This window comes from Sporosarcina sp. E16_8 (assembly GCF_017347095.1).
Taxonomy (GTDB): domain Bacteria; phylum Bacillota; class Bacilli; order Bacillales_A; family Planococcaceae; genus Sporosarcina.
The window spans coordinates 30,472-56,174 of record NZ_JADPRZ010000010.1 but is presented as its reverse complement, the minus strand read 5'-3'; the positions used below and the strand labels follow the sequence as shown (position 1 = coordinate 56,174).

General features: G+C 40.9%; 24 protein-coding genes. 22 read left to right on the top strand and 2 right to left on the bottom strand.

What is annotated here, in order from left to right:
* The 7 genes from mnmE (at position 1) to I2484_RS09610 (ending at position 8,065) form a co-directional block, all read left to right on the top strand.
* The gene (gene mnmE / locus I2484_RS09640; protein WP_207150825.1) at positions 1–1,386 is read left to right on the top strand and encodes a tRNA uridine-5-carboxymethylaminomethyl(34) synthesis GTPase MnmE; all 1,386 of its coding nucleotides are present in this window, start codon (positions 1–3) and stop codon (positions 1,384–1,386) included.
* A gap of 117 nt (positions 1,387–1,503) precedes the next feature.
* Complete coding sequence (gene mnmG / locus I2484_RS09635; RefSeq protein ID WP_207150824.1) at positions 1,504–3,393, top strand: tRNA uridine-5-carboxymethylaminomethyl(34) synthesis enzyme MnmG; 1,890 nt, start codon at positions 1,504–1,506, stop codon at positions 3,391–3,393.
* Between the two features lie 318 nt (positions 3,394–3,711).
* Positions 3,712–4,428 carry a 16S rRNA (guanine(527)-N(7))-methyltransferase RsmG gene (gene rsmG / locus I2484_RS09630; protein WP_207150823.1) on the top strand — a complete coding sequence of 239 codons (717 nt, stop codon included), beginning with the start codon at positions 3,712–3,714 and terminating at the stop codon, positions 4,426–4,428.
* A gap of 94 nt (positions 4,429–4,522) precedes the next feature.
* A complete protein-coding gene (gene noc / locus I2484_RS09625; RefSeq protein ID WP_207150822.1) occupies positions 4,523–5,386 on the top strand; it encodes a nucleoid occlusion protein in 864 nt (287 codons plus the stop codon).
* Positions 5,387–5,645: 259 nt separating this feature from the next.
* Positions 5,646–6,407: an AAA family ATPase gene (locus I2484_RS09620; RefSeq protein ID WP_207150821.1), complete on the top strand. Its 762-nt coding sequence runs from the start codon at positions 5,646–5,648 to the stop codon at positions 6,405–6,407.
* Positions 6,400–7,239 carry a ParB/RepB/Spo0J family partition protein gene (locus tag I2484_RS09615; protein WP_207150820.1) on the top strand — a complete coding sequence of 280 codons (840 nt, stop codon included), beginning with the start codon at positions 6,400–6,402 and terminating at the stop codon, positions 7,237–7,239. Before I2484_RS09620 ends, I2484_RS09615 begins: the two co-directional genes overlap by 8 nt.
* 121 nt (positions 7,240–7,360) lie before the next feature.
* Positions 7,361–8,065, top strand: coding sequence for a DUF554 domain-containing protein (locus tag I2484_RS09610; protein ID WP_207150819.1), 705 nt, complete (start codon positions 7,361–7,363; stop codon positions 8,063–8,065).
* Here the strand turns inward: I2484_RS09610 and yyaC are convergent.
* Positions 7,976–8,617: a spore protease YyaC gene (yyaC, locus tag I2484_RS09605; protein WP_207150818.1), complete on the bottom strand. Its 642-nt coding sequence runs from the start codon at positions 8,615–8,617 to the stop codon at positions 7,976–7,978. The two genes, I2484_RS09610 and yyaC, sit on opposite strands and share 90 nt — an antisense overlap.
* A 75-nt stretch (positions 8,618–8,692) precedes the next feature.
* On the opposite strand from yyaC, the gene I2484_RS09600 reads away from it, so the two are divergent.
* The 3 genes from I2484_RS09600 (at position 8,693) to ychF (ending at position 11,051) form a co-directional block, all read left to right on the top strand.
* The gene (locus I2484_RS09600) at positions 8,693–9,583 is read left to right on the top strand and encodes a mechanosensitive ion channel family protein (RefSeq protein ID WP_346014174.1); all 891 of its coding nucleotides are present in this window, start codon (positions 8,693–8,695) and stop codon (positions 9,581–9,583) included.
* A 4-nt stretch (positions 9,584–9,587) separates the two neighbouring features.
* Positions 9,588–9,785, top strand: a complete 198-nt coding sequence (locus I2484_RS09595; RefSeq protein WP_207150817.1) for a DUF951 domain-containing protein — start codon at positions 9,588–9,590, stop codon at positions 9,783–9,785.
* 165 nt (positions 9,786–9,950) lie between these two features.
* The gene (ychF, locus tag I2484_RS09590; RefSeq protein WP_207150816.1) at positions 9,951–11,051 is read left to right on the top strand and encodes a redox-regulated ATPase YchF; all 1,101 of its coding nucleotides are present in this window, start codon (positions 9,951–9,953) and stop codon (positions 11,049–11,051) included.
* A 164-nt stretch (positions 11,052–11,215) separates the two neighbouring features.
* Here ychF and I2484_RS09585 read toward each other — a convergent pair whose 3' ends face one another.
* Positions 11,216–11,776: a DUF3267 domain-containing protein gene (locus I2484_RS09585; protein WP_207150815.1), complete on the bottom strand. Its 561-nt coding sequence runs from the start codon at positions 11,774–11,776 to the stop codon at positions 11,216–11,218.
* A 148-nt stretch (positions 11,777–11,924) separates the two neighbouring features.
* Between I2484_RS09585 and rpsF the strand changes: the two genes are divergently transcribed.
* From rpsF to I2484_RS09525, 12 genes are all read left to right on the top strand, one after another.
* A complete protein-coding gene (gene rpsF, locus I2484_RS09580) occupies positions 11,925–12,212 on the top strand; it encodes a 30S ribosomal protein S6 (protein ID WP_186671901.1) in 288 nt (95 codons plus the stop codon).
* 59 nt (positions 12,213–12,271) lie between these two features.
* On the top strand, positions 12,272–12,820 hold the full coding sequence (gene ssb / locus I2484_RS09575; RefSeq protein ID WP_207150814.1) for a single-stranded DNA-binding protein: 549 nt from the start codon (positions 12,272–12,274) through the stop codon (positions 12,818–12,820).
* Positions 12,821–12,988: 168 nt separating this feature from the next.
* Positions 12,989–13,225, top strand: coding sequence for a 30S ribosomal protein S18 (rpsR, locus tag I2484_RS09570; protein WP_067204122.1), 237 nt, complete (start codon positions 12,989–12,991; stop codon positions 13,223–13,225).
* A gap of 202 nt (positions 13,226–13,427) precedes the next feature.
* Positions 13,428–14,366 (top strand): YybS family protein, encoded by a 939-nt coding sequence (locus I2484_RS09565; RefSeq protein WP_207150813.1) that lies wholly within the window; start codon positions 13,428–13,430, stop codon positions 14,364–14,366.
* Positions 14,367–14,378: 12 nt separating this feature from the next.
* Entirely contained in the window at positions 14,379–16,355 is a 1,977-nt protein-coding gene (locus I2484_RS09560) for a DHH family phosphoesterase (RefSeq protein ID WP_207150812.1), read from the top strand.
* The gene (gene rplI / locus I2484_RS09555) at positions 16,355–16,804 is read left to right on the top strand and encodes a 50S ribosomal protein L9 (protein ID WP_207150811.1); all 450 of its coding nucleotides are present in this window, start codon (positions 16,355–16,357) and stop codon (positions 16,802–16,804) included. The genes I2484_RS09560 and rplI overlap by 1 nt, the downstream gene beginning before the upstream one ends.
* Before the next feature lie 15 nt (positions 16,805–16,819).
* The gene (gene dnaB / locus I2484_RS09550) at positions 16,820–18,175 is read left to right on the top strand and encodes a replicative DNA helicase (RefSeq protein WP_207150810.1); all 1,356 of its coding nucleotides are present in this window, start codon (positions 16,820–16,822) and stop codon (positions 18,173–18,175) included.
* Positions 18,176–19,274: 1,099 nt separating this feature from the next.
* The gene (locus I2484_RS09545) at positions 19,275–20,747 is read left to right on the top strand and encodes a peptidoglycan DD-metalloendopeptidase family protein (RefSeq protein ID WP_207150809.1); all 1,473 of its coding nucleotides are present in this window, start codon (positions 19,275–19,277) and stop codon (positions 20,745–20,747) included.
* 297 nt (positions 20,748–21,044) lie between these two features.
* The gene (gene yycF, locus I2484_RS09540) at positions 21,045–21,755 is read left to right on the top strand and encodes a response regulator YycF (RefSeq protein ID WP_207150808.1); all 711 of its coding nucleotides are present in this window, start codon (positions 21,045–21,047) and stop codon (positions 21,753–21,755) included.
* Positions 21,756–21,760: 5 nt separating this feature from the next.
* On the top strand, positions 21,761–23,590 hold the full coding sequence (gene walK / locus I2484_RS09535) for a cell wall metabolism sensor histidine kinase WalK (RefSeq protein ID WP_207150807.1): 1,830 nt from the start codon (positions 21,761–21,763) through the stop codon (positions 23,588–23,590).
* A complete protein-coding gene (locus I2484_RS09530) occupies positions 23,581–24,903 on the top strand; it encodes a two-component system activity regulator YycH (protein WP_207150806.1) in 1,323 nt (440 codons plus the stop codon). Before walK ends, I2484_RS09530 begins: the two co-directional genes overlap by 10 nt.
* Positions 24,890–25,702: a two-component system regulatory protein YycI gene (locus tag I2484_RS09525; protein WP_207150805.1), complete on the top strand. Its 813-nt coding sequence runs from the start codon at positions 24,890–24,892 to the stop codon at positions 25,700–25,702. Before I2484_RS09530 ends, I2484_RS09525 begins: the two co-directional genes overlap by 14 nt.
* Position 25,703 lies beyond the last annotated feature (1 nt).

Below are 25,703 nucleotides of genomic sequence, written 5' to 3'. Positions count from 1 at the left end.
GTGCATTTTGATACAATAGCTGCCATCTCGACTCCAATGGGAGAAGGTGCAATTGCCATCGTCAGGTTAAGTGGGGACGAAGCTGTCCAAATAGCGGATCGGATTTTTCGTTCACCGTCTGGTAAGAGGCTAAATGAAGAACAATCACATACAATCCATTATGGTCATTTAATAGATCCATCAACTGATGAAGTTATCGAAGAAGTAATGGTTTCTCTTATGAAAGCACCAAAAACATTTACACGTGAAGACGTTGTAGAAGTGAACTGTCATGGGGGAATCGTTGCGGTCACTCGTGTTCTTCAATTAGTGCTGAAGCAAGGGGCGCGTCTTGCAGAACCAGGTGAATTCACAAAACGTGCATTCCTTAATGGACGAATTGATTTATCTCAAGCCGAAGCGGTCATGGACCTTATTCGTGCGAAGACAGACCGGGCCATGAATGTTGCACTCAATCAGATGGAAGGAAAACTTTCTCGATTGATCGGGGGATTGCGACAAGCGCTTATTGAAACGTTGGCGCAAGTCGAAGTAAATATTGATTATCCAGAGTACGATGATGTCGAAGAAATGACAATCCCACTAATGATCGAAAAAAGTACCTGGGTGCGAAATGAAATCGATAAGTTGTTGAAAACTTCATCACAAGGGAAAATTCTTCGAGAAGGCCTGTCCACAGTTATTATTGGTAGGCCCAATGTAGGGAAGTCTTCCTTACTAAATAGCATCATTCAAGAAAATAAAGCAATCGTAACCGACATTGCGGGGACGACGCGTGATATTATTGAAGAGTACGTCAATGTGCGGGGTGTTCCACTTCGTCTCGTAGATACAGCTGGAATCAGGGAAACAGAAGATATTGTGGAACGAATCGGTGTCGAAAAGTCGAGGAAAGTGTTGAAGGAAGCAGATTTAATACTACTTGTCCTTAACAGTTCTGAAGAGTTGTCGATAGAAGACGAACGACTATTTGAAGTGGTGTCGGGAATGGATACAATCTTTGTTATCAATAAAACCGACCTTCCACAAAAGATTGACATGCAAAAAGTGAAGGAACATGCCGGAACGGGCAAAGTTGTCACGACCTCTCTTGTGACAGACGAAGGGGTAGATGAACTAGAAGAAGCAATTGCCGGACTCTTTTTCGAAGGAAATCTTGAATCAGGCGATTTCACATATGTTTCAAATGCACGACATATTGCACTGTTACACAACGCGCGTGCCACAATTGAAGACGCGCTCGCGGCTGCTGAAGCAGGTGTTCCAGTCGATATGATTCAGATTGATGTTACACGGACGTGGGAAATTCTCGGTGAAATAATTGGGGACACAGTCCAAGACGGTCTACTTAATGAGCTATTTTCACAATTCTGCCTCGGAAAATAAAATAAGATGAGTGTTCAAAAATAAGGGATGGAAAGAGGGAATCTGCCTAGCGCAGTGACTTGCTACTACTTTTCATCGAACGTTTTGAATTACTTTAATAGAAAGAAGGAAATGAACATGCCCAAATTTGAAGCAGGCAAGTTCGACGTTATTGTTATTGGAGCCGGTCATGCGGGAGTTGAGGCGGCACTTTCCGCTGCAAAAATGGGTGCAACAACGCTCGTACTAACAATGAACCTCGACATGATCGCCTTTATGCCATGTAATCCGTCACTCGGCGGTCCCGCTAAAGGGATCGTCGTACGTGAAATTGATGCACTGGGCGGTGCAATGGGCAAAGTAATCGATAAAACACATATCCAAATGCGTATGTTGAATACCGGCAAAGGACCTGCAGTACGAGCGCTTCGTGCGCAAGCCGATAAAGTCCTTTACCAGTCGGAAATGAAACGTCTTCTGGAAGAACAGGAAAATCTTCTGCTTCATCAAGGTGTTGTAGAAGAACTAATCGTGGAAGACGATGAAATAAAAGGGGTACTTACACAAGTTGGTGCAATTTACCGTGCGAAGACAGTCATCATTACAACGGGTACATTCCTACGCGGTGAAGTTATTATTGGTAACCTGAAATATTCGAGCGGACCGAATAACCAAATGCCATCAATTAAACTTGCAGACAATATTCGCGAACTTGGTTTTGACATGGTGAGATTCAAAACAGGAACACCACCACGTGTGAATAGTAGAACAATTGACTATAGCAAAACTGAAATCCAACCAGGAGATGATACAGCATGGGCATTCAGTTATGAAACAACTGAATTCATTACTGATCAACTACCGTGTTGGCTGACATATACATCGCCAAGAACGCATGAACTTATTAATGAAAACCTTCATTTGTCGCCGATGTATTCGGGGATGATTAAAGGGAAAGGGCCCCGCTATTGCCCCTCAATTGAAGATAAAATAGTACGTTTTGCCGATAAATCACGTCATCAGATTTTCCTTGAGCCGGAAGGCCGTAATACGCAAGAAGTGTATGTTCAAGGATTATCGACAAGTTTGCCAGAACACGTTCAAAAACAATTGATTGCAAGCGTACCGGGGCTTGAAAATGCGGAAATGATGCGTGCAGGTTATGCAATTGAGTATGACGCTATCGTTCCTACGCAACTATGGCCTACACTTGAAACAAAAAGAATTCGTAATCTATATACAGCTGGTCAGCTTAACGGTACATCTGGTTATGAAGAAGCAGCAGGCCAAGGAATCATGGCGGGTATTAATGCAGCTTCTCGCGCTCTGGGGAAAGAGGAACGTGTCCTCGGACGTGCTGATGCATATATCGGTGTTCTTATTGACGATCTTGTTACAAAAGGGACAAGTGAGCCGTATAGACTTCTAACATCACGCGCAGAATACCGACTGTTGTTGCGTCATGACAATGCCGATATGCGTCTGACTGAAATAGGGTACCAAATTGGACTGATTAGTGAAGAACGGCACGATGCTCATATTATTAAAAAGCAACAGATTGAAGAAGAAATTATCAGGTTGCGAAAAGTGACAATTAAACCTGCTAGTAATGTCCAGGAGATTATACGTGAAACAGGCGGCTCAGAACTTAGAGAACCGATGAAAGCAGCAGATCTTTTAAAACGTCCTGAAATAAAATATAGCCAGATAGTAAGAATGGTTCCGCCAGAAGAAAAGATATCAAAAGAAGTAGAAGAGCAAGTTGAAATCTTCATTAAGTATGAAGGTTATATTGAAAAATCGTTGCAACAAGTAGATAAAATGAAAAAACTAGAAAACAAAAAAATACCCGATAATATCGACTATAATGCAATATCAGGTATTGCAACGGAAGCGAAAAGTGTGCTAAGTGAGGTAAGACCATTATCCATTGCACAAGCATCTCGCATATCTGGCGTTAATCCAGCCGATATTTCAATTCTTCTTGTCTATATCGAACAGGGGAGAATTGCTAAAATTTCGGGCTAAATTAGCTAAAACGGTCTTGTGTTATATTACTTAATACAAACTGTTATGCTTTTCTAACTGTCTAGACTCCAGGCGTCAACCCCTCGGGGTCACAAGTCATTTTGCTGTGGTGGCTGAAGTACGCCTCCTCACAAACTGTCTTGTGCCTGTCGGGGCTAGACGACGCCTTACGCTTATCTAACTGTCTAGACTCCAGCGCCTAGAGGCTCGGGCCATAAGCCGTGCCGACTATGAGGCAAAGAACGCCGCACCGTCAGCCCGTCTTATGCCTGTCGCCTCTGGACAGGCGCATATGCTTTTCCTATGGGGGGAATATTGATGAATGTTGAACAATTTATACAGGCTTTAAAAGACAAAGGTATTGAATTGAGTGAAACGCAAATAGCTCAGTTTAACCAGTATTTTAAACTTTTGGTAGAGTGGAATGAAAAGATGAACTTGACGGCGATTACAGATGCACCCTCAGTTTATTTGAAACATTTCTATGATTCCATATCCGCGGCTTTTTATATTGACCTGAATGAACCAAAAACAATTTGTGATGTAGGTGCGGGAGCTGGATTTCCAAGTATTCCATTGAAAATTTGTTTTCCGAACTTAGACGTGACCATTGTTGATTCATTAAATAAAAGAATTGGATTTCTGAAAGTATTAGCTGAAGAACTTCAGCTTGAAAATGTGCACTTCGTTCATGCGAGAGCAGAGGACTTCGGACAAGACTCCAAGTACCGTGAAAAATTTGATATCGTTACTGCTCGTGCGGTTGCACGTCTTTCCGTCTTAGCGGAGTTATGTATACCACTAGCTAAAAAAGGTGGAATCTTCATTGCGATGAAGGGGGCAGCCGCGGAAGATGAACTTCTAGATGCAAAAAAAGCACTTTCTGTTCTCGGCGCTACCATTAAAAAACAAAACTCGTTTATTTTGCCAATTGAAAATAGTGAACGAAACATTTTTGTTTTTGATAAAGAGAAAATTTCTCCTAAAAAATATCCTCGTAAACCAGGTATTCCGAATAAGTCGCCAATTCAATGATCCGTTTCACGTGGAACATTGAGTAAAGAGGATATACTATCGCCGTGCCGAATTAATAGAATTAGGGAGCAGTATTGAAAAGGTGGTGCCGGGAATGAAAAGTCCGTTTTCACGATTTTTTGGGAGTGGAGATAAAGAATTAGATCCACTAGTGGTGGAAAAGGTTCATCACGAAGTAATTGAACAGGTGAAAATCGAGCTAATAAATCCAAATAAGTTTCAACCGCGTACAATATTTTCTGAAGATAAGATTGAAGAACTTGCGAGGACCATTCATACGCATGGTGTCATTCAACCAATCGTCATTCGGAAAATTGGTGAAGAAAACTATGAAATAATCGCAGGAGAACGTAGATATCGAGCAATGAAAAAGTTGGGGTGGTCGGAAGTACCGGCGATCATTCGAAACCTTGATGATAAAGAAACTGCATCTATTGCACTTATTGAAAACTTACAACGTGAAGAATTGACTTCTATTGAAGAGGCGTATGCCTATGAAAAACTTCTGGAACTTCATTCATTAACGCAGGAAGCATTAGCGCAAAGATTAGGAAAAGGTCAATCAACTGTTGCCAATAAATTGCGCTTACTGAAATTACCCGATGAAATCAAGAATGGAATATTAACAAAGGAAATATCAGAACGACATGCAAGAGCGCTTATACCAATTAAAGATAGTGAATTACAGTCACAACTTTTCAAGGAAGTCATTGAACAGCAGTTGAATGTCAAACAACTTGAAGCCAGAATCCTTCAAGTTTTACACCCACCAGAGAATGTTAAAGGTAAAAAAACAGCACCTCGAAGGAAATCTGTAAGTAAAGATGTACGAATTGCTCTAAATACAATCAGGCAATCACTCGTTCTCGTTACTAAAAGCGGGATAGATGTGAAAACAGAAGAAGAAGATTCAGATGATTTTTATATAATCACTGTTAAAATACCAAAAAAGAAATAAGAAATGCGCAAGCGCATTGGTAGTCCCAAAAGCGCTGACGAACTAAGTTCACCGCGTCCTGGCAGTCTAGACACTAGACACTGTACCAGGTGAAAAACGTATACTTACTTTTCTTTGAATAAAAGACTCTTGCTTCACATTGCAAGAGTCTTTTTTCTACATATATCTCTACAAAAAATGTTTTTTTTGTTAAACTAGAAGAAGTTACAAAATTGAAAGAATTAAAGAATGATAAAAGTGCAGGAAAGCAGGTGCAGGTGTGGGCAGAATTATAGCGATAGCCAATCAAAAGGGAGGCGTCGGGAAAACGACAACATCCGTAAATCTTAGTGCTTGCCTTGCTCATATAGGCAAAAAAGTTCTTTTGATTGATACTGATCCGCAAGGGAATGCAACGAGCGGAGTAGGTGTTAACAAGGGGGAAGTCCAACAATGCATTTATGATATTTTAATAGACGATATTAATATAAAAGATGTTATTCGTTCGACAAAAGTAGAAAACCTTGATATCGTGCCGGCAACTATATCCCTGGCAGGTGCAGAAATCGAGCTAGTTTCAACTATATCTAGAGAAGTACGGATGAAACATGCGATTCAGGAAGCGAAAGATCTGTATGACTACATCATTATCGACTGTCCACCTTCACTTGGATTACTAACAATAAATGCACTGACTGCAGCTGATTCAATTATCATCCCAGTTCAGTGTGAGTACTATGCGCTCGAAGGTTTAAGTCAGCTGTTAAGTACTATCCGACTTGTTCAAAAACATTTAAATGAAGACTTAATGATTGATGGCGTCTTACTTACGATGTTCGATGCAAGAACAAATTTAGGGATTCAAGTTATAGATGAAGTAAAAAAATATTTTCAAGATAAAGTGTACAAAACGATTATTCCACGAAATGTACGATTGAGTGAGGCGCCAAGTCATGGAGAGCCAATTATCATCTATGATTCAAGATCACGCGGTGCAGAGGTATATTTAGAACTGGCAAAGGAAGTGGTTCGTAATGGCTAAAGGCCTTGGAAAAGGATTAAATGCTTTATTCCCTGGAGAGTCACTAGCGAAAGTAGAGTCTGTCGAACATATTCATGTGAAAAGTATTACGGCTAATCCATATCAACCTAGAAAAGTATTTGATGAAAATGCAATTCAAGAGTTAAGTGCTTCCATTAAAGAACATGGTATTCTTCAGCCAATTATTCTTAGGAAAATGGGAACGTCCTACGAAATTGTCGTAGGTGAGAGACGATTCCGTGCAGCCCAAATAGCAGGTCTAACTGACGTTCCAGCGGTTGTCCGTATCTTGACGGACAAAGAAACAATGGAATTTGCGATCCTTGAAAATTTACAGCGGGAAGATCTGACGCCAATTGAAGAAGCGGAAGCTTATCAGAGTCTTATGGCAAACTTGGGTCTTACACAAGAACAACTAGCATTTAGACTGGGTAAAAGCAGACCTCATATCGCAAATTACGTCCGTTTACTTTCATTGCCTGAAAAAGTAAGGAATTATATTACTGTAGGTGAAATTTCAATGGGGCATGGCCGGACATTACTTGGTCTACGTAAGAAAGCACAAATTTCATTAGTGGCAGAACGGGTATTAAGAGAAGGACTTAACGTACGCCAATTAGAAAAACTGGTTCAAACAATGAACGAGGATGTTCCACGTGAAACTAAGCCAGAAAAGCGTAAAGACCTATTCCTAGCCGAACGGGAATCAAACCTGCGGGATTATTTTGGGACAAACGTATCAATTAAGAAAACAAAAAACAAAGGGAAAATTGAAATTGAATTTTTCTCTGAAGATGATCTTGAACGTATTCTTGAATTATTGAACGAATAAGGATGCACCTATTTTGCCGACTGCGCAAAATAGGTTTTATTTTTAACTGCATTGAGCAAGCTCAATTCAAAATCTGGACGAAAATACGCCAAGGCGTATTAGATTAAGAGGAAGTGAAAAGATGATTTTATTTGGAACAATTATAAACGTACTTTTAATAATTGTAGGTGCGTTCGTTGGTCGATTTTTACATAATATACCGGAGCGAATGAAAGAAACTGTCATGTATGGAATTGGGCTTGCGGTTGCTGTTATTGGCATACAAATGACATTTGAAAGTACGCAAATTCTGATTGTAATTATCAGTATTGTTGTAGGTGCAGTCATTGGCGAGTGGATGGATCTTGATAAGAAAGTGAATGATCTGGGATACTGGATGGAAAGCAAGATACCAGCAAGTGATAAAGGTCCAGGCATCGCGCAAGGTTTTGTTACAGCGACATTGATTTTTGTTGTTGGATCGATGGCCATTATCGGTGCTATCGACAGCGGGCTGAGGAATGATCATGATGTTCTTGTCATGAAAGGGATTATTGATGGTTTTACCGCTATCATTTTAAGCTCAACGCTAGGCATTGGCGTCGCATTTGCTGCGATCCCTGTATTTCTTTATCAAGGAATCATCACCTTATTTTCCACTCAAATAAGTCGCTTCGTTCCAGATGAATTACTAAATTTCTTTATATCCGAAATGACAGCGACAGGTGGATTAATGATCTTGGCTATTGGTTTAAACTTAATTGGTCTGACTAAAGTGAGAGTTGCTAATCTGATTCCTGGTATCCTTGTCGTTGGAGTAGCTGTTACTATCGTTCACTTCTTTTGATTTGCGGCGCCCGTGCGCGAGTTGCAATGCCCGAGCGATAGTGCGACTCATCTCATATGGAAGGTAGAGGCGAGTGCTTTGCAAAACAGCGTGTTCCATGAAGCCAGCGATATTGACAATACCTTTAATGGATACATCTCCAACAGGGGGCAGATCTTTACCGACCGCTTTGCCGGGGTGTATAGGCCCGCTATTGAAAAGTAACTGGCCGATAGAACTTACTTGTCCTAGGCAGGCATCAATTGCTACGATAAAGGCGGAGGGATTAGTGAGTCTGGTTTCATCTATATACTGTTGTAGATTTAAGGCGTGTAATGGACTTTCCAACGTGCCGATTACAGTAAACGGGAACAAGGAAGATTCAGATAGGAAAGAGCCAGTTAGCGGTCCTAGAGAGTCACCGGTAGAGCGATCGGTTCCGATGCAGAAAAAGATGAGATCTTGGGTATCGAATGGAATGTGCTGGAGGAATAGTGAACTGAGTTTCCAAACAGCACCCGTTTCCTTATGATGAATGCGGTAATCGTATGTTGACGAAAGAGTTGCTCGCATAAAAAAACTCCATTTCTTTTTTTTATAACTCAGTCTACGCTTGCAAGTGATTTATTATACGAAAGGAAGAGGATTGTGGGAGTAACCATAAATGAGGACATTAAAAAGATAAAAGAAGAAGTTGAAGAAGTAAGTAACATACTATTTAGTTCACAGACTTGGTTTGATATTGGCATGTTGGCATTTAAAGTTTTCTTCATTATTCTGTTATCCATCATTGTAGTCAAAATAGGTAAAAGTGTTATTCGCCGCGCATTCAAGGTGCGACTGAAAGGTGCCTTGCGCCATACAGAGCGCCGTGAAACAACATTGGTTAAGCTGCTTCAAAATACATTGTCATATGTCGTCTACTTCGCAGCAATATTAGCAATCCTTTCTGCTTTTACAATCAATGTTACAGGAATTCTTGCAGGGGCTGGAGTGTTGGGTCTGGCTGTTGGTTTTGGTGCCCAAAGTCTTGTGAAAGATATCATCAGTGGATTCTTCATCATTTTTGAAGATCAATTTTCTGTGGGCGATTATGTACAAATTGGTTTAACAGTTGGAACTGTCGAAGAAATTGGTTTACGTACGACAAAGATTAGCGCGTATGGCGGGGAAGTACATATCATCCCGAATGGAAACATTTCAGAGGTCGTGAACTACTCAATTAATAATTCACTGGCTATAGTGGATATTAGACTGGGATATGAAACGGATATCGCCAAAACGGAAAAACTGTTGGAAGAGTATCTTGCGAATTTATCTGTTGGATATGAAGCACTGATATCACAGCCGATTATTGTAGGTGTACAAGATTTGGGAGCATCTGAAATTGTTATGAGAATTACAGCAGAAACCCAGCCTGTGATGCAATACGCTATTGCGAGGCAATTACGCAGGGACTTGAAATTATTCCTGGATCAGAACGGTATTGAAATACCGTACCCGAAAATGGTTATGTATCGACCGAAAGATGAGGTGTAGATAAATGGTGGAAAAAGTATTCGGATTGAATGACGTTGTAGAAATGAAAAAGCAACATCCGTGTGGGACAAACTCTTGGAAAATTATTCGAATGGGAGCAGATATTCGAATAAAATGCGAAGGATGTGGCCACAGTGTCATGATTCCGCGTAATGAATTTGCAAAGAAGATGAAAAAACTCCTTGTAAAGGCTGAATCTTAAGTTGTTAAGTTTCTAGGCGTTCCGCTAGCAGATGGACAACTTGGCCTGCTGTCCTTATACTAGAAGAGTTGCATATAGAATATATGAGTGAATGAATGAACATATAATGGAAGCTTTTTAAGCGGAAGTACCGTTTAAAAAGATTAATGAAAGGTTGTGGAACGAATGGCATTAACAGCTGGGATTGTTGGACTACCAAACGTAGGTAAATCTACATTATTCAATGCGATTACAAAAGCGGGAGCAGAGGCGGCAAACTACCCGTTCTGTACAATTGATCCGAACGTCGGAATCGTTGAAGTACCCGATGAAAGACTAGATAAACTGACAGAACTAGTAGTACCGAAGAAAACTGTACCGACTGCATTTGAATTTACTGATATCGCGGGAATCGTTGAAGGAGCAAGTAAAGGCGAAGGGCTAGGGAACAAATTCCTTATGCACATCCGTGAAGTGGATGCAATTTGTCAAGTAGTTCGTTGCTTCGTAGACGAAAACATTACACATGTAGCTGGGAAAGTTGATCCAATTGATGATATTGAAATTATCAATCTTGAATTGATTCTTGCAGACATGGAAGCCGTTGAAAAACGATTGGCACGTGTTACAAAAATGGTGAAACAGAAAGATAAAGTGGCAATTGCAGAAGAGCCGATCTTGATTAAATTGAGAGAAGCATTCGAAAATGAAAAGCCTGCTCGTTCTGTTGAGTTCACTGACGAAGAATTAATCCTTGCAAAAGGGATGAACCTTCTTACGATTAAACCGATGCTCTATGTGGCAAACGTTGCGGAAGATGAAGTTGCAGATGCAGATAATAATGAGAATGTTAAAGCTGTCCGTGCATTTGCAGAAAAAGACAATGCGCAAGTAATTGTTGTCTGTGCAAAAATCGAAGAAGAAATGGCTGAACTTGAAGATGATGAAAAAGCAATGTTCCTTGAAGAGTTGGGCATCAAGGAATCAGGTCTTGATCAATTGATCAAAGCGTCATATAAGCTTCTAGGGTTTGCAACGTACTTCACGGCAGGTGTGCAAGAAGTTCGCGCGTGGACATTCCGTAAAGGTATGAAAGCACCGCAATGTGCTGGTATCATTCATACCGACTTCGAACGTGGTTTCATCCGTGCTGAAACAGTTGCATATGATGATCTTGTCGCAACAGGTTCGATGACAGCTGCCAAAGAGGCAGGAAAAGTTCGTCTTGAAGGAAAAGAATATATTGTTAAAGACGGCGACGTCATGCTATTCCGTTTTAACGTTTAATAATGAAAGAAGACCACTCTGGATTTGATTCCGGAGTGGTTTTTTAAATTTCCATTACATATATATTTAACTATTGAATCCGATGTCAGTAACTGGTACCGGGGTGCGTGCGTGAACCCGGTGTAGGTGCCTTATAGGGGTAGCCGATGCAATATGCAATGAAATCATTCATTCAACTTCTCAGGTGCATAGACATAGAGCTTTGGTAATTCAGGATCATCTTTCACAATCCAATCGTCGGGCAGTTCTTTCAACTCCTTATACATAGCGAAGTCGCCAGCTGCCCCACCTATCAATAAAGCAGCCAAGCTCACTAGCAAACCACTTCCAATATAAAGACCAATAAGGGCTGGAAGAATACCTGTCATCCAAAAGGGTAGCAGTAGTGCTTTTCGTATTGCACGGTTCGTCATAAGTTGATCAGTTGTCGCATATGCGATACCCATTTTTAGATTGACCCCAACAATCATTTTTCTCCACGGGACGCCTCCAAAAACACGAAAACCAAGCAGATGAAATAGTTCATGCAGAATGATCAGCAGGATATAGCCTACAATGAAAAATACAACTGTCCATAAGTTGAGTGACAATGAAAAGTTTCTTTCAATAAAGATTTTTAGAATCCACAATAAAAGGAAAGAAATCACAGTTAAAGCTAGGCTATTCTTAGCTACTTTTGGTAAATTAATCTCAATTATTTTGTCGGGTACAGGAAATTCATTCAATGAAATTCACCTCTGTACAAAAGTATACAAGAAAATAGTTGAAATATAAATGAAGTTGTGCTAAAATGTACTGATGTGAGTAATATAATTACTTACTCCTTGCCCGCTGAAATCAGCAGGGCCCAAGTCCATAAGGAGGTGACTACAGATGAGAAAGTACGAAATTATGTACATTATCCGCCCAACAGTAGAAGATGAAGCGAAAAAAGCGTTGATTGAACGTTTTGACGAAGTTCTTCTTTCAAATGGTGCAGAAAACATCGAGTCGAAAGAGTGGGGCAAGCGCCGTCTTGCTTACGAAATCGACGATCTACGTGAAGGTTTCTATCAACTAATTAAGTTGAATTCTGAAACTAAAGCAATCGATGAATTTACACGTCTTGCGAACATCAACGAAGATATTATTCGTCATATGACTGTCCGTATTGAAGACTAATCCATATATAAAAAATGAACAGGTGAAACTTACAAAATGATGAGGGAGGTTGCATTCTAATGATTAACCGAGTTGTTTTAGTAGGGCGATTGACAAAAGATCCTGAACTCAAGTATACACAAACTGGTATTGCTGTGACACGTTTTACGTTAGCAGTAAACCGAGCTTTTCAAAGTGCTTCAGGCGAAAGAGAAGCTGATTTCATTAGTTGTGTTGCTTGGAGAAAACAGGCTGAAAACGTTGCAAACTTCTTGAAAAAGGGAAGTCTTGTCGGAGTAGATGGCCGTATTCAGACGGGCAGCTTTGAAGGACAAGATGGAAAGCGTGTTTATACTACAGAAGTTGTAGCAGACAGCACGCAGTTTCTTGAACCGCGTAATGCATCTGGCGAAAATAGAACGGGAGCTGGCGGTGGGGCACCTTACCAAGGTTCTCAACAGAGCGAACAACCGAGCTATCAGAATCAGCAGTCAAACCAACAATCAAACCAACAATCAAACCAGCAATATCAACAGCCTAACCAGCAAAATTACACACGTACTGACGATGACCCATTCTCGACAGGCGGTGGCCCGATAGAAGTATCGGACGACGACCTGCCGTTCTAATGATCGACCCGTCATTATGAGGGTTTCGAGAAGCAAGCAGTGCTAGGAAACGAGTGAGTGAACATAGGAGCGTGCTATGGCACGTGAGGATGAGAATGAGCGAAGTTGACAACGTAATGCGCCGCTTATCGAAAGCCGAATACGAATTAAGTAAGGAGGGGAACAACTATGGCACCACGTCGTGGAGGAAAGAGACGCCGTAAGGTTTGTTATTTCACATCAAACAACATTACTAAAATCGATTATAAAGATACAGATATGCTTAAGAAATTTATTTCTGAGCGTGGAAAAATCTTGCCTCGCCGGGTAACAGGTACAAGCGCAAAGTATCAGCGTAAACTGACACTTGCAATCAAACGCTCACGTATCATGGCACTTCTTCCATTCAGTTCGGAAGAAAGATAATTTTATTTAGATAGACCGCCTCGTCAGACCGACATAACCGGTATGGGGGCGGTCTTTTTATTCGAATAAAGGAAGTACATATGTTCTTGATTTGGTTTAAAAACAATAATCATGATACAATTGAAGCAACTATCCATAGGAACTTTAAGTTTAAGTGTGGATAGAATTAGTCGTCCAGCGAAAGACCGGAGGAATCTATATTATGCAAGACAACGCAAGGAAAATTACGTACGGAGCAATGATGATTGCTTTTTTTGCAATCTTGCTTGCGGTATCGTTATATACACCGCTTCTTGGAAGTGTCACCATGTTCTTCATTCCATTACCGATTATTTTGTACAGACTAAAATACGACCGAACCTCGTCGTTTCTTGTATATGCGACCGGTGTCGTGTTGTCATTACTAATCGGAGGTATTCTACTCGTTCCATTTGCTATCGTTCATGGGATTCTCGGGTTCATTATTGGGGAAACAATCATGATGGGTAAAACAAGATTATATATCTTCATGGCTTCTGGACTCACCTTGCTTATTACTGGGATGGTTGTCTATGTCGGGGCTGTCCTTTTCTTTGGATTTAATATGATAGACGAATTAATGACGGCTATGCAAGATTCTAAAGAGCAGATGACATCGTTTATGTCTAAAATTGGTGGCTTACCTGCCAACTATGATGAAGTCGTTACATCATCGCTTCAGGTGTACGAGTACACAATTCCATCTATCTTCATCATAGGCGCTTTCATGTTAGCTTTCATTCTTCTCACGTTAAACCTCGGAGTTGCCAAGCGAATAGGATTTGAAGTTCCCAAGTTTCCGCCATTCCGGGAAATGAAGCTACCAATGATTACAGTGGTTTTGTACGGAGCGATTCTTCTTATTCAGCTCTTTGCAGATGTGGTGCCAGGGACAAATCTATATCTGGTTATTGTCAACGCAACTACCGTTTTAAGATTCTTGCTTCTATTGCAAGGTGTTTCACTGATCCATTACTATGTAAATGAAATGAAGTTACCGAAAGTGGCGACAGTTGTGGCCACAATTTTTGCATTAGTGCTGGCTCCAATTACGACGATGCTCGGGATACTTGATACAGGAGTGAATCTACGTGCCTGGCTTAGAAAAGACAAGTCGAAATAAGGGGATGGGACAATGACGTCATTTTTTAGAAAAAGAGCAATACGCTATCCGCTGACGGTATTGTCGATTCTGGGCGTGATCGCGGCAGTGCCCCTGCTCTTATTCCAGTTTTGGCTTGGACTACTTTTCTCCGTCATATTTATGGTCGCAATAGGGTTTACGTGGAAAATTGAAGAACAGACTTATATCGAAACAGAGAAACATATTGAAACATTATCGTACAGGGTGAAGAAAGTCGGAGAAGAAGCACTTCTTGAATTACCGATCGGTATTATTCTCATTAATGAAAAGAATGTTGTTGAGTGGGCAAATCCGTATGCTGCAAAAGTATTTGCGCATCAGGAAACCCTTATCGGCGACGATTTGTTCGATCTGTCTGGACAGTTTCATGCGATTTTAAAAAGTGAAAAAGCGGAGAACAATGTTTTGACGATTGGAGATAAGTCGTATAAGGTCTTTTATAAAGCAGAAGAGAAACTCATTTATTTATTTGATATTACAGAGCAGCTAGTAATGGAGACTCTTTATTATGCAGACCGTACAGTTCTCGGCATTATTCTTGTCGACAATTATGATGAAGTATCACAGGCAATGGATGATCAGACAAGAAGTCAGCTTAACTCACTAGTAACTTCCCTTGTAAATAGCTGGGGAACAACTAATGGGATTTTTGTGAAACGAATTGCGACTGATCGTTTCTTAGCTGTATTTAACGAAGCAACGTTGGCTAACTTGGAAAAAACAAAGTTCTCGATCTTAGATGACATTCGTGAAACAACAGCCAAGCAGAGTACGGCACTGACACTCAGTATTGGTGTCGGTGTGGGATATACTTCATTAATCGAATTGGGCGAACTGGCTCAGTCGAGTTTAGATCTTGTACTTGGGCGCGGTGGTGACCAAGTGGCTATCAAACGTTCAGACGGGAAGCTGAAATTTTATGGTGGAAAAACAAATCCCGTTGAAAAAAGGACCCGTGTTCGTGCAAGGGTTATCTCACATGCATTGCGAGATCTTATCCAAGGCAGTGATAAAGTATTTATAATGGGCCATAAAATGCCTGATATGGATGCAATTGGCGCAGCGATCGGTGTTCGGAAAATGGCCCGCAAGAATAATGTTGAAGGATATGTAGTCGTCAATTTCAACGAACTGGACGGAAGCGTTACACGTCTTATGGACGAAATTAGGCGTGATACGGATTTGTTCAATCAATTCATCACGCCCGATGAGGCCCTTACGATGATTACAGAGAAGTCACTGATCATCGTCGTTGATACGCATAAGCCGAGTATGGTCATTGATGAACGAGTTATCGATAAAGCAGAGAAGGTTGTCGTCATCGATCACCATCGACGTGGAGAAGAGTTTATCAAGAACACGATGCTTGTCTACATGGAACCATATGCTTCATCTACTGCAGAACTTGTTACCGAATTAATTGAATACCAACCAAAACAAGAAAAGCTTACAATGCTCGAATCGACTGCCCTACTTGCGGGTATTATCGTCGATACGAAAAGTTTTACACTCCGCACAGGGGCAAGGACATTTGAAGCAGCATCGTATCTGCGAACCAATGGAGCAGATACAATACTAGTTCAACGCCTGTTAAAAGAGGATATTGCCACTTATGTTCTGAGATCTAAATTGATTGAAACCGTTGAATTGTCTGACGCAGGAATTGCTATTGCAAAAGGACAGAACCAAGTCGTTTATGGTTCTGTTTTGATAGCCCAAACGGCTGATATACTTCTTACAATGCAAGGTGTTGCAGCTTCATTTGTCATTGCATCTCGCGCAGATGGTAAAATAGGAATAAGCGCCCGTTCTCTCGGTGAATTGAATGTTCAACTTGTCATGGAGGAACTTGGAGGCGGCGGCCATTTGACGAACGCGGCATGTCAGCTCGATGTTGAATCCGTGGAAGAAGCGAAAGAAATGCTAACGGCTGTACTTAATACAAAGTTGGAAAGGGGAAATTCATAATGAAAGTAATCTTATTGAAAGACGTAAAAAGCATTGGGGTAAAAGGTGATTTAAAAGAGGTATCTGTGGGGTACGCACAAAACTTTCTACTAAAAAACAACTTGGCGGTTGAAGCGACACCAGGGAATATTAGCAGGCTTGAAGGTCAAAAAAATCGGGTCGCTAAAGACGCAGCTGAAGAATTGGCAGAAGCAAAAGTGCTACAAGAACAAATTAATGAGATTACGGTAGAAATGAAAGCTAAATCTGGTGAAGGCGGAAGGCTATTTGGTTCTATTACAACAAAACAAATTGCTGAAGCATTAAATAAAATTGAAGGAATTAAAGTGGACCGACGCAAAATGGAATTACCGGACGCAATACGTGCACTTGGCTTCACTAATGTTCCAATCAGAATTCACCCAGACGTGACGGCAACGCTTAAAGTACATGTTGTGGAAGAAGGATAAGGAGAGATTGGCTAGATGAATCAGATGATTGATCGCGTCCCACCACATAATAATGAAGCGGAACAGTCGGTCATCGGAGCAATTTTTCTTGAACCGCAAGCGCTCATTACGGCGGCAGAACTTCTTATGCCAGAGGATTTTTATAGGATGGCGCATGAGAAAATCTTCCGAACGATGATTATTCTGAGTGACAAAGGTCAGGCAATTGACGTTGTCACGGTGACGGAAGAACTATCTGCTAAAAAAGAACTGGAAGATGTCGGTGGTATTTCATACTTGATGGAGATCGCTAACTCTGTTCCAACAGCAGCTAACATTGTTCATTATGCTCGCATCGTTGAAGAGAAAGCACTTCTACGACGCCTTATCCGTGTGGCGACTTCAATCGTTGAAGATGGCTACGCGCGGGAGGACGAGGTAGAGGCACTCTTAGCTGAAGCGGAAAAGAAAATGATGGAAGTATCTAACAGGAAAAATGCCGGCGACTTTCGTCATATTAAGGACGTCCTAGTTGAAACGTATGATAATATCGAACTTCTTCATACGAAAAAAGGTGATGTTACAGGTATCCCAACCGGTTTTCGGGATTTAGATAAGATCACGGCCGGTTTTCAGCGAAACGACTTAATTATTGTTGCCGCGCGCCCATCCGTTGGTAAGACGGCATTTGCGTTAAATGTGGCGCAAAATGTCGCGACTAAAACCGATGAGAATGTCGCGATCTTTAGCTTGGAGATGGGAGCGGAGCAACTTGTTATGCGGATGCTTTGTGCGGAAGGTAATATAGATGCACAAGTGCTTCGTACAGGTGCTCTCGAAGCGGAAGACTGGCGTAAACTTACGATGGCAATGGGCAGCCTCTCTAATGCTGGTATTTTCATCGATGATTCACCAGGTATCCGTGTTAATGACATTCGTTCAAAATGCCGTCGCTTGCAACAGGAACACGGACTGGGCATGATTATGATTGACTATATGCAGCTAATTGCAGGAAGTGGCAGTAAGCCGGGCGAAAACCGCCAGCAGGAGGTTTCAGAAATCTCACGATCGCTAAAATCACTCGCGAGAGAATTGAAAGTACCGGTAGTTGCTTTGTCTCAGCTGTCCCGTGGTGTTGAGCAACGTCAGGATAAGCGTCCGATGATGTCCGATCTCCGGGAGTCAGGAAGCATTGAGCAAGATGCCGATATCGTTTCGTTCCTCTACCGTGAAGACTATTATGATAAAGAAACAGAAAATCAGAATATGATTGAAATTATTATAGCCAAACAGCGGAATGGTCCGACGGGTACGGTAACTCTTGCCTTTGCGAAGGAGTACAACAAATTTGTCAATATTGACTGGAGTCAGCACGAATCGCCGGATTATTAATTAACACAGACAGTGTTACGAGTCTCTGGAGATAATTACATCAAATAGAGAAAGACGTCTTATGACACCGGGAATCACCGGTAGACAAGACGTCTTTCTTTTTTTATAGATAAATGCGCATCTGTTTATTAGCTAAAAATAACCAGGAAATAACTTAATCACACACTGGGTGCTATGTGTAGAATTGCATTTGTATTGCTTTGGATTGAACGACTACTATATCCTTATCGAGATGTCTGGATGTGTAGGGATGCGTATGGTGGTCCTGCATCCGTCGCACTCCAAATGGATAAGTACACGAATTGCATTTAGAGCTTTTTGGGACGAAAGAATAGCTGGCTTCTTACCTGGAGAAAAGCCGCCAAAGATGCAATTTTGGCGGCTGATGCGTTCTCTATGGTTTTTTAATTTAAAGAGGTGTCACTTTCTATAAGGCGTCACATGATTAGATGCATACTCTTTGCTAGAAGTAAGCAAGGACCGCATTGTACAACGTGCAAGAGTGCCCGAAATTGCATCTTCGGGCACTTACACTTTCTATAGAATGTCATCGACTCTATTCTTCCAAAACAACTGCATTTTCCACTTGAATAGTGTAGGAACGCGACAGGCAACTATTTGCAACAGTATTACTGAAATGTTGTGGCTAGAAGTGACTCCGTCACTTCTAGCCACACTTGGACCCTTAGTAAATCTGTCATGAATAGTTCACCGAAAATGGTCCAGTGAAAATGAGAGACATCAAGCCCTTCACGCCAGTATCTTATGCAAATAAATGGTTAATCAACAGTCGTGAGATAAATGACTAAAAATGACACCGCAAAGTCGAGACGATCAAAAAAGATAGTCGAAGAGAACGTAAAATGTATAAATAGCAAGGTAATAGTCGAGTAATATGTTAGAAACAAAAGTTAAGAGAACAGCTAGTCGGTCGAAATTAATAGTTAATAAATGGATGCTATTCTACATTCTCATTACAAAGACCTAGAATACCACAAGAATGGCACCAGATATGTTAAATTAGAGAGGCATGAAATTTTGCGTAACTGTAAATGATCTATATCAGTCTTCTGATTGAAATATGGAGGGAGTTTCATATATGTTTTTCAAAAGAAATAAACAGGGCGAAACAAAAAAGGTATTACCGGAATTTATTCGTCCTTTCAAAAAGACGCAAAAAGTACTCGTTATGACAATGATGTTGGCGGGACTTGGGATAAATACAGGCTTTGCGAATGAAGAGGAGAATAAGGGCCTCTTGACCATATTTCATATCTATTCAAAAGGGGAATATGTAGGTGTTATAGCTGATCAAGAAAAGTTGGAAGCATTGAAAGAAGAAGAGCTGGAAAAGGCAGCCTCTGAATTTAAGAATCTTCCTCTTACAATAGGAACAGATTTGTCGGTGATTCCAGAACGTGTATTTACAGCTGAAACGGACGATGACATCGTCCTAGAAAAACTTCATGGAATGCTGTCCGTGGAAACGGAAGCAATCGGTGTTTCAATTGACGAAGAACTGGCTTTTTACGTTAATGATATGGACACATACAATAAAGTGATTCGCGAGTTGAAATTACAATCTGTTTCTGAGAAGAAGCTTAACGAATTCGAAGCCCGCAGAGCTTCTTCTGAACCAATACCCCCTTTGAAAGAAGATGAAACACGTATTGTAAACATCTTATTTAGCGGTGAGATGCAGGCGGTAACAGGAAAAGTATCTCCAGAAGAGGTAAGAAGTACAGAAGAAGCCATGGTCCTTCTTAATAAGGGGACGCTTGAAGAGAAGAAGTATGTAGTACGTTCAGGTGATGTGCTTGGATCAATTGCTGCCGCTCACAATATGGCGACGACTAAACTGTTAGAACTAAATCCGAGTTTGGCAAAAGATGAGATTCTTAGGTTAGGCGAGGAGCTCAACGTTACGGCTAGTAAACCGTACGTAGAAGTGGAAGTTCATTACGAAACGAAAACAAAAGAAGTAATTAAATATGAAGCTCTAACTGAAGAAGACAATTCCTTATATAAAGGTGAAAAGAAAGTGACAAAGAAAGGTTCTGACGGGGAAAAAATCGTTACGGAACTTATTCGTAAACAAAACGGTCAGACGATAGGTAGGTCTGTTTCTGAAGAAAATATTATTGCAGAAGCAGTAAATAAAGAGACGGTTGTTGGAACAAAAGTGATGCCTTCAAGAGGATCAGGTACATTCATTTGGCCCGCTTCTGGAGGATATGTTTCTAGTAAAATGGGTACTCGCTGGGGGAGGACGCATCAAGGTATTGATATTGCGCGTCCATCCTCATATGGGATTGTAGCAGCAGATAATGGGGTTGTTACAACTACGGGAATGCACAGCACATATGGCAACCGAGTTGTCATTACACATAACAATGGCTATGAAACCTTGTATGCCCATCTTTCCTCAATTGAGGTTAGCGAGGGACAAACTGTACCACAGGGAACAAAAATTGGTGTCATGGGATCGACGGGCCGTTCTACGGGCGTACATCTTCATTTTGAAGTATTCAAGAACGGTTCCAATATTAATCCTATGAGCGTGTTAAGATAAATAGATAAAAAAACGATACACATGTTGTATCGTTTTTTTAACGTCTAGACGCCTGCAAGGAGGGATAGAACTAAATCCCAACTACTATTCGGTCAACCAAGGCACTTGCGCTTTTCTGAATAACCCATTCGACAATATTCGAGGTATATTGCCCGGGAAATAGTGATAGCACTAGAAGATAGTTCATTGCATGTCCTGCTTTGACGTGACAGCAGAAACGTGCGAAGCGCCGGGAAGAATGATAGAGTAAAAGGACACTGATAGTGGCGCCAACAGGGCGAGATGGGGGAAGAGAATATGCAAAACAAAGTCATTTTAATTGTTGATGATGAAAAGCCAATTGCTGATATACTTGAATTTAATCTAAAAAAAGAAGGTTTTATTGTTTTTTGTGCTTACGATGGAGACGAAGCACTTGAAAAGGTAGAAGAAGTTAAGCCTGACCTAGTACTTCTAGATATTATGCTTCCGAAGCGGGACGGCATGGAAGTATGCCGAGAAATCCGAAAGAAATACGACTTTCCTATTATTATGTTAACAGCTAAAGACTCGGAAATCGATAAAGTACTTGGTTTGGAACTTGGGGCAGATGATTATGTCACAAAACCATTTGGAACGCGTGAGCTCATTGCTCGTGTGAAAGCAAATTTACGCAGGCATATGAAATCAGTTGAGGAAGAACAAGATGGCGCTACAAATGACATTACAGTCGGCAACCTGATAATTCAACCAGATGCTTACCTTGTTCTAAAAAGAGATAAAAAAATTGAACTGACACATCGGGAGTTTGAACTCCTCCACTATCTATCGAAGCATATTGGGCAGGTGATGACGCGCGAGCACCTCTTACAAACAGTATGGGGTTATGATTACTTTGGAGATGTACGAACTGTAGATGTGACAATCCGCCGTTTGCGCGAAAAGATTGAAGATGCACCAAGTAATCCAACGTGGATTGTGACAAGACGTGGCGTTGGCTATTACTTGCGTGATCCGGAACAGGAGTAACAGTCATGCAAAAAGTTGGTTTTTTCCGATCTATCCACGTTAAATTTGTCTTAATCTATGTGATGCTAATTCTAATTGCAATGGAAATAATCGGACTTTATTTTGCGCGCGAGCTCGAACAAACTCTGAAAACAAACTTCATGACATCGATTGATGATAGGATGAGTTTGGTTGAACTCAGCGTACGTGAAGAAATGATAAAAAAACGAACTGCGGACGACCCGATGACACTCGAGGAGAGTCTTCAGGCCGTCCTTTCAGGTTTTAGATCGGAGGATATTAATGAAGTCCGAGTTATTAATGCAGGGAATATTATTCTCGCAACATCGGCTTTAAATAATATATCCATGGTCGGACAGCGATCGGCAGACGACATTGTGCGAAGATCAAATGCTTTAAAGGCCCCATATGAAATAATTCATCTTGACGAAAAAACAAGAGATCGGGTTTTGGTTCGTACAATGCCTATTGGTGTTGTTGGAGATGAAGTGAAAGGTATACTTTATCTTGAGGCAAACATTGAAAAGGTATTTAGACAAATCGATGAAGTGAATCGGATATTAGCAGGTGGGGTAGCTGTTTCGTTGTCTATTACAATTATTCTCGGTATTTTAATCGCACAGACGATGACAAGACCAATTTCTGATATGAGACGCCAGGCACAAGCGATGGCGAAAGGGAATTTTTCGCGAAAAGTTCGTGTTTACGGAAATGACGAAATGGGGCAGCTTGCAATTGCCTTCAACCATTTAACAAATCAATTGCAAGAATCCCAGTCATCAACTGAAAGTGAACGTCGAAAACTGGCTTCGGTATTGGAGAATATGACGGATGGCGTTATCGCAACTGATCGTAAAGGACGCGTCAGCCTTATTAATGATTCTGCCCTTCTCATGCTAAGATTAACACGGGATCTGGTGTTGAATCGTCCAATATCTAGTATTCTTGGACTTGAACAGGAATATACATTTGAGGATTTAATCCAAGTAAAGGAGTCCATTGCACTGGATTTCAGCAGGGAAGATGAGCCTTATATTTTGCGTGCGAACTTTTCTGTCACACAAAGAGAAACAGGCTTTGTGAATGGTCTTATTGTTGTCTTACATGACAATACAGAACAGGAAAAAATCGATATGGAAAGACGTGAATTTGTTTCTAATGTATCGCATGAATTGCGTACGCCACTGACAACAATGCGCAGCTATTTGGAGGCGCTTGCTGACGGGGCGTGGAAGAACGAGGAGATTGCACCATCCTTCCTTCACGTAACGCAGACTGAAACTGAGCGGATGATTCGTCTCGTTAACGATTTGTTGAAGCTATCACGCATGGACAGCAGAGATTACGATTTGAATAAGGAATGGGTCGAATTCAATTACTTTTTCAATTCAATCATTGAACGATTTGAATTTTCGAAGTCTCAAGAAGTCCAGTTTATACGTCTTCTTTCTTCCTCCGAATTATTTGTTGAAATCGATACGGATAAGATGACACAGGTTTTGGATAACATCATTTCAAATGCGTTAAAATACTCACCAGACGGCGGAGACATCCGTTTTGGTATCACGATGTCCGAAGACTTTATTAAAGTAATGATTTCGGATGATGGTATGGGAATACCACAGGCGAACGTTAAACGGATTTTTGACCGTTTTTATCGAGCAGATCGTGCAAGATCACGTGCGATGGGCGGTACAGGACTAGGTCTTGCAATTGCCCGTGAGATGATTATGGCGCACGGAGGAGACATATGGGCAGAAAGTGAAGAAGGAAAAGGAACGACAATATTCTTTACGTTGCCGTTTGAACTTCAAGAGGACGGTGAGTGGGGTTGAAATATGTTGAAACTGTAAAATCGATTATTCTGACCTTACTTGTTACTTTAAGTATGTTACTTACATTCTCTATTTGGACGTACTCTCCGCCTTTCGAACTGATTGAGCAGTCACCGCCTGTAGATATCTCTATTGGCAATAAAAAGAAAGTCGATGAAATTATCAAACCGTATAAAGTGGTATTTAATTTCGACGATGAGTTGAAGGGAACAACGGATTCAGATAAAATCAACCGTATTATGGATGAGATAACGGAATGGGAAATAGCAGACTTTGTGCCGGTAAACGACAACTTCGACGCAGAGGAGCGGAGCAAATTACTGCGTACATCTAACCAATTTACATTACATTTTCAAAGTGAAATCCCTTTGACCGTCTATGACGGCGTCTTGTCGATTGAAAAACCGACACCCGAGATCTCATTCAATCAGATTATGGTTGAGTGGAAGCCGGATAATACTGCGATGACCGTTTATTTTATCAGCAAAGCAAACCAGAAGCTTTATAGCGCAAAAATGAAGGCTGGCGATTATCAAAGTTTCTATGGTTCAGTATTAACAAAGGGGCAAGAACTTCAAGAGTACAGGGAAGTAAAACCTGATAGTTCTTCCTATCTCGTAGTATCGGCAGAGCCTGTAGAAGCAATTAAAGACACGTTTTGGAAAGAAGAAGTATCCATTAGTAAGTTCCGTAATGCATTGTTCAGTGATGCAAATTCAGTACGTACAAGCCAAGTGGGAATCCATCATGAAGAATTTGCTGACAATCATGCTTTGATGAACGTATATACGGATAAGAAAGTATTAAAATATACTTCACTAACTGCAGATAGTCGAGAGCTTGCAATTCCCTCGGAGCTACTTCTAGATACAATTAACTTTGTCAATGAACACGGTGGATGGACAGACGAGTTTAGATTGGCGTACATGGATCCGAAGAGCCGAACTGTGCGATTCCAGCTGTTTTTGCACGGATTACCTGTTTATACAGATTCCAGTTCTTCAGCTGAAATTGTGCAAAAGTGGGGGGGAAACCAGATATATAGCTATTTAAGACCCTACTATATACTTGATTCTCCATTTTCCAATGAGAAGGAAAGTAGGCTTCTTCCGCCAGGTACTGATATTGCCGAAAGTCTTAGAAAATCTGATAAGGTAGATTTTGATGCTATCGAGGAAATCACTCCGGGTTACTTTATGAAATCTGATGCAAAAGTTTACAATATGGAACCAGCATGGTTTTACTTGATCAATGGCAATTGGAGCCGCTATTCACCTAAAGGTTTGGGAGGTGAACTGCTTGGATTGGAATAAATCGAAAACAATATTTATTGTCGTATTTTCAATCGTGAACGTTTTCCTTTACTTTCTTTATTTGGACAAGGTTACAGATGCGCAAAACGTTCAGGTGATGGGGAAAACACCAATCGAGGAATCGTTGAAGATGGACAATATTACGTATGATGAACTGCCGCCCTATAAAAATGATCCGTCTTATGTGTCCGCTAAGTCTATGATATTTACGGATGAGCAGATAGACAAACTTGAAAATCAAAAAGTCGAAGTTTTGGAGGAAACATTTCTTCAATCGAAATTGAATGATCCGGTCAGTGTGCTGAATGCAAAAGACAATTTTGATTTTACAGAAATTCTTACAAAGTACGTATTAAACGGCGTTGAGTACGAACTTTGGGACGTGGATGAAGAGGCGCAGACAGCATTATTTTTTCAGAAAGTGAAGGACAATCCCATTTATTTCAGTCGTAATGCGATGTTGACATTGTATTGGAATGACAAGGGGGAAGTGACAAAATACGAGCAAAGTATGCTGGATGAATTCGGCACCTTTAATCGTAAAAAAGATCTTCTTTCTCCTATAGAGGCAATCGGCAATTTGTATTCACACGGACACTTGAAACAAGATTCCAAGGTAAAGTATATGAAGCTCGGTTATTCGACACATGTTCAAGTATCGGAAACCCAAGTGTTTGCTCCGACATGGCATGTACGTGTAGAATTGAAGGATGGGATAAAAGAAGATTACTTCATCAATGCGATTGAAGGTATGATTATAGAATTCCAGCATGAGTCGCCAGAAGAAGATAATGAATAAG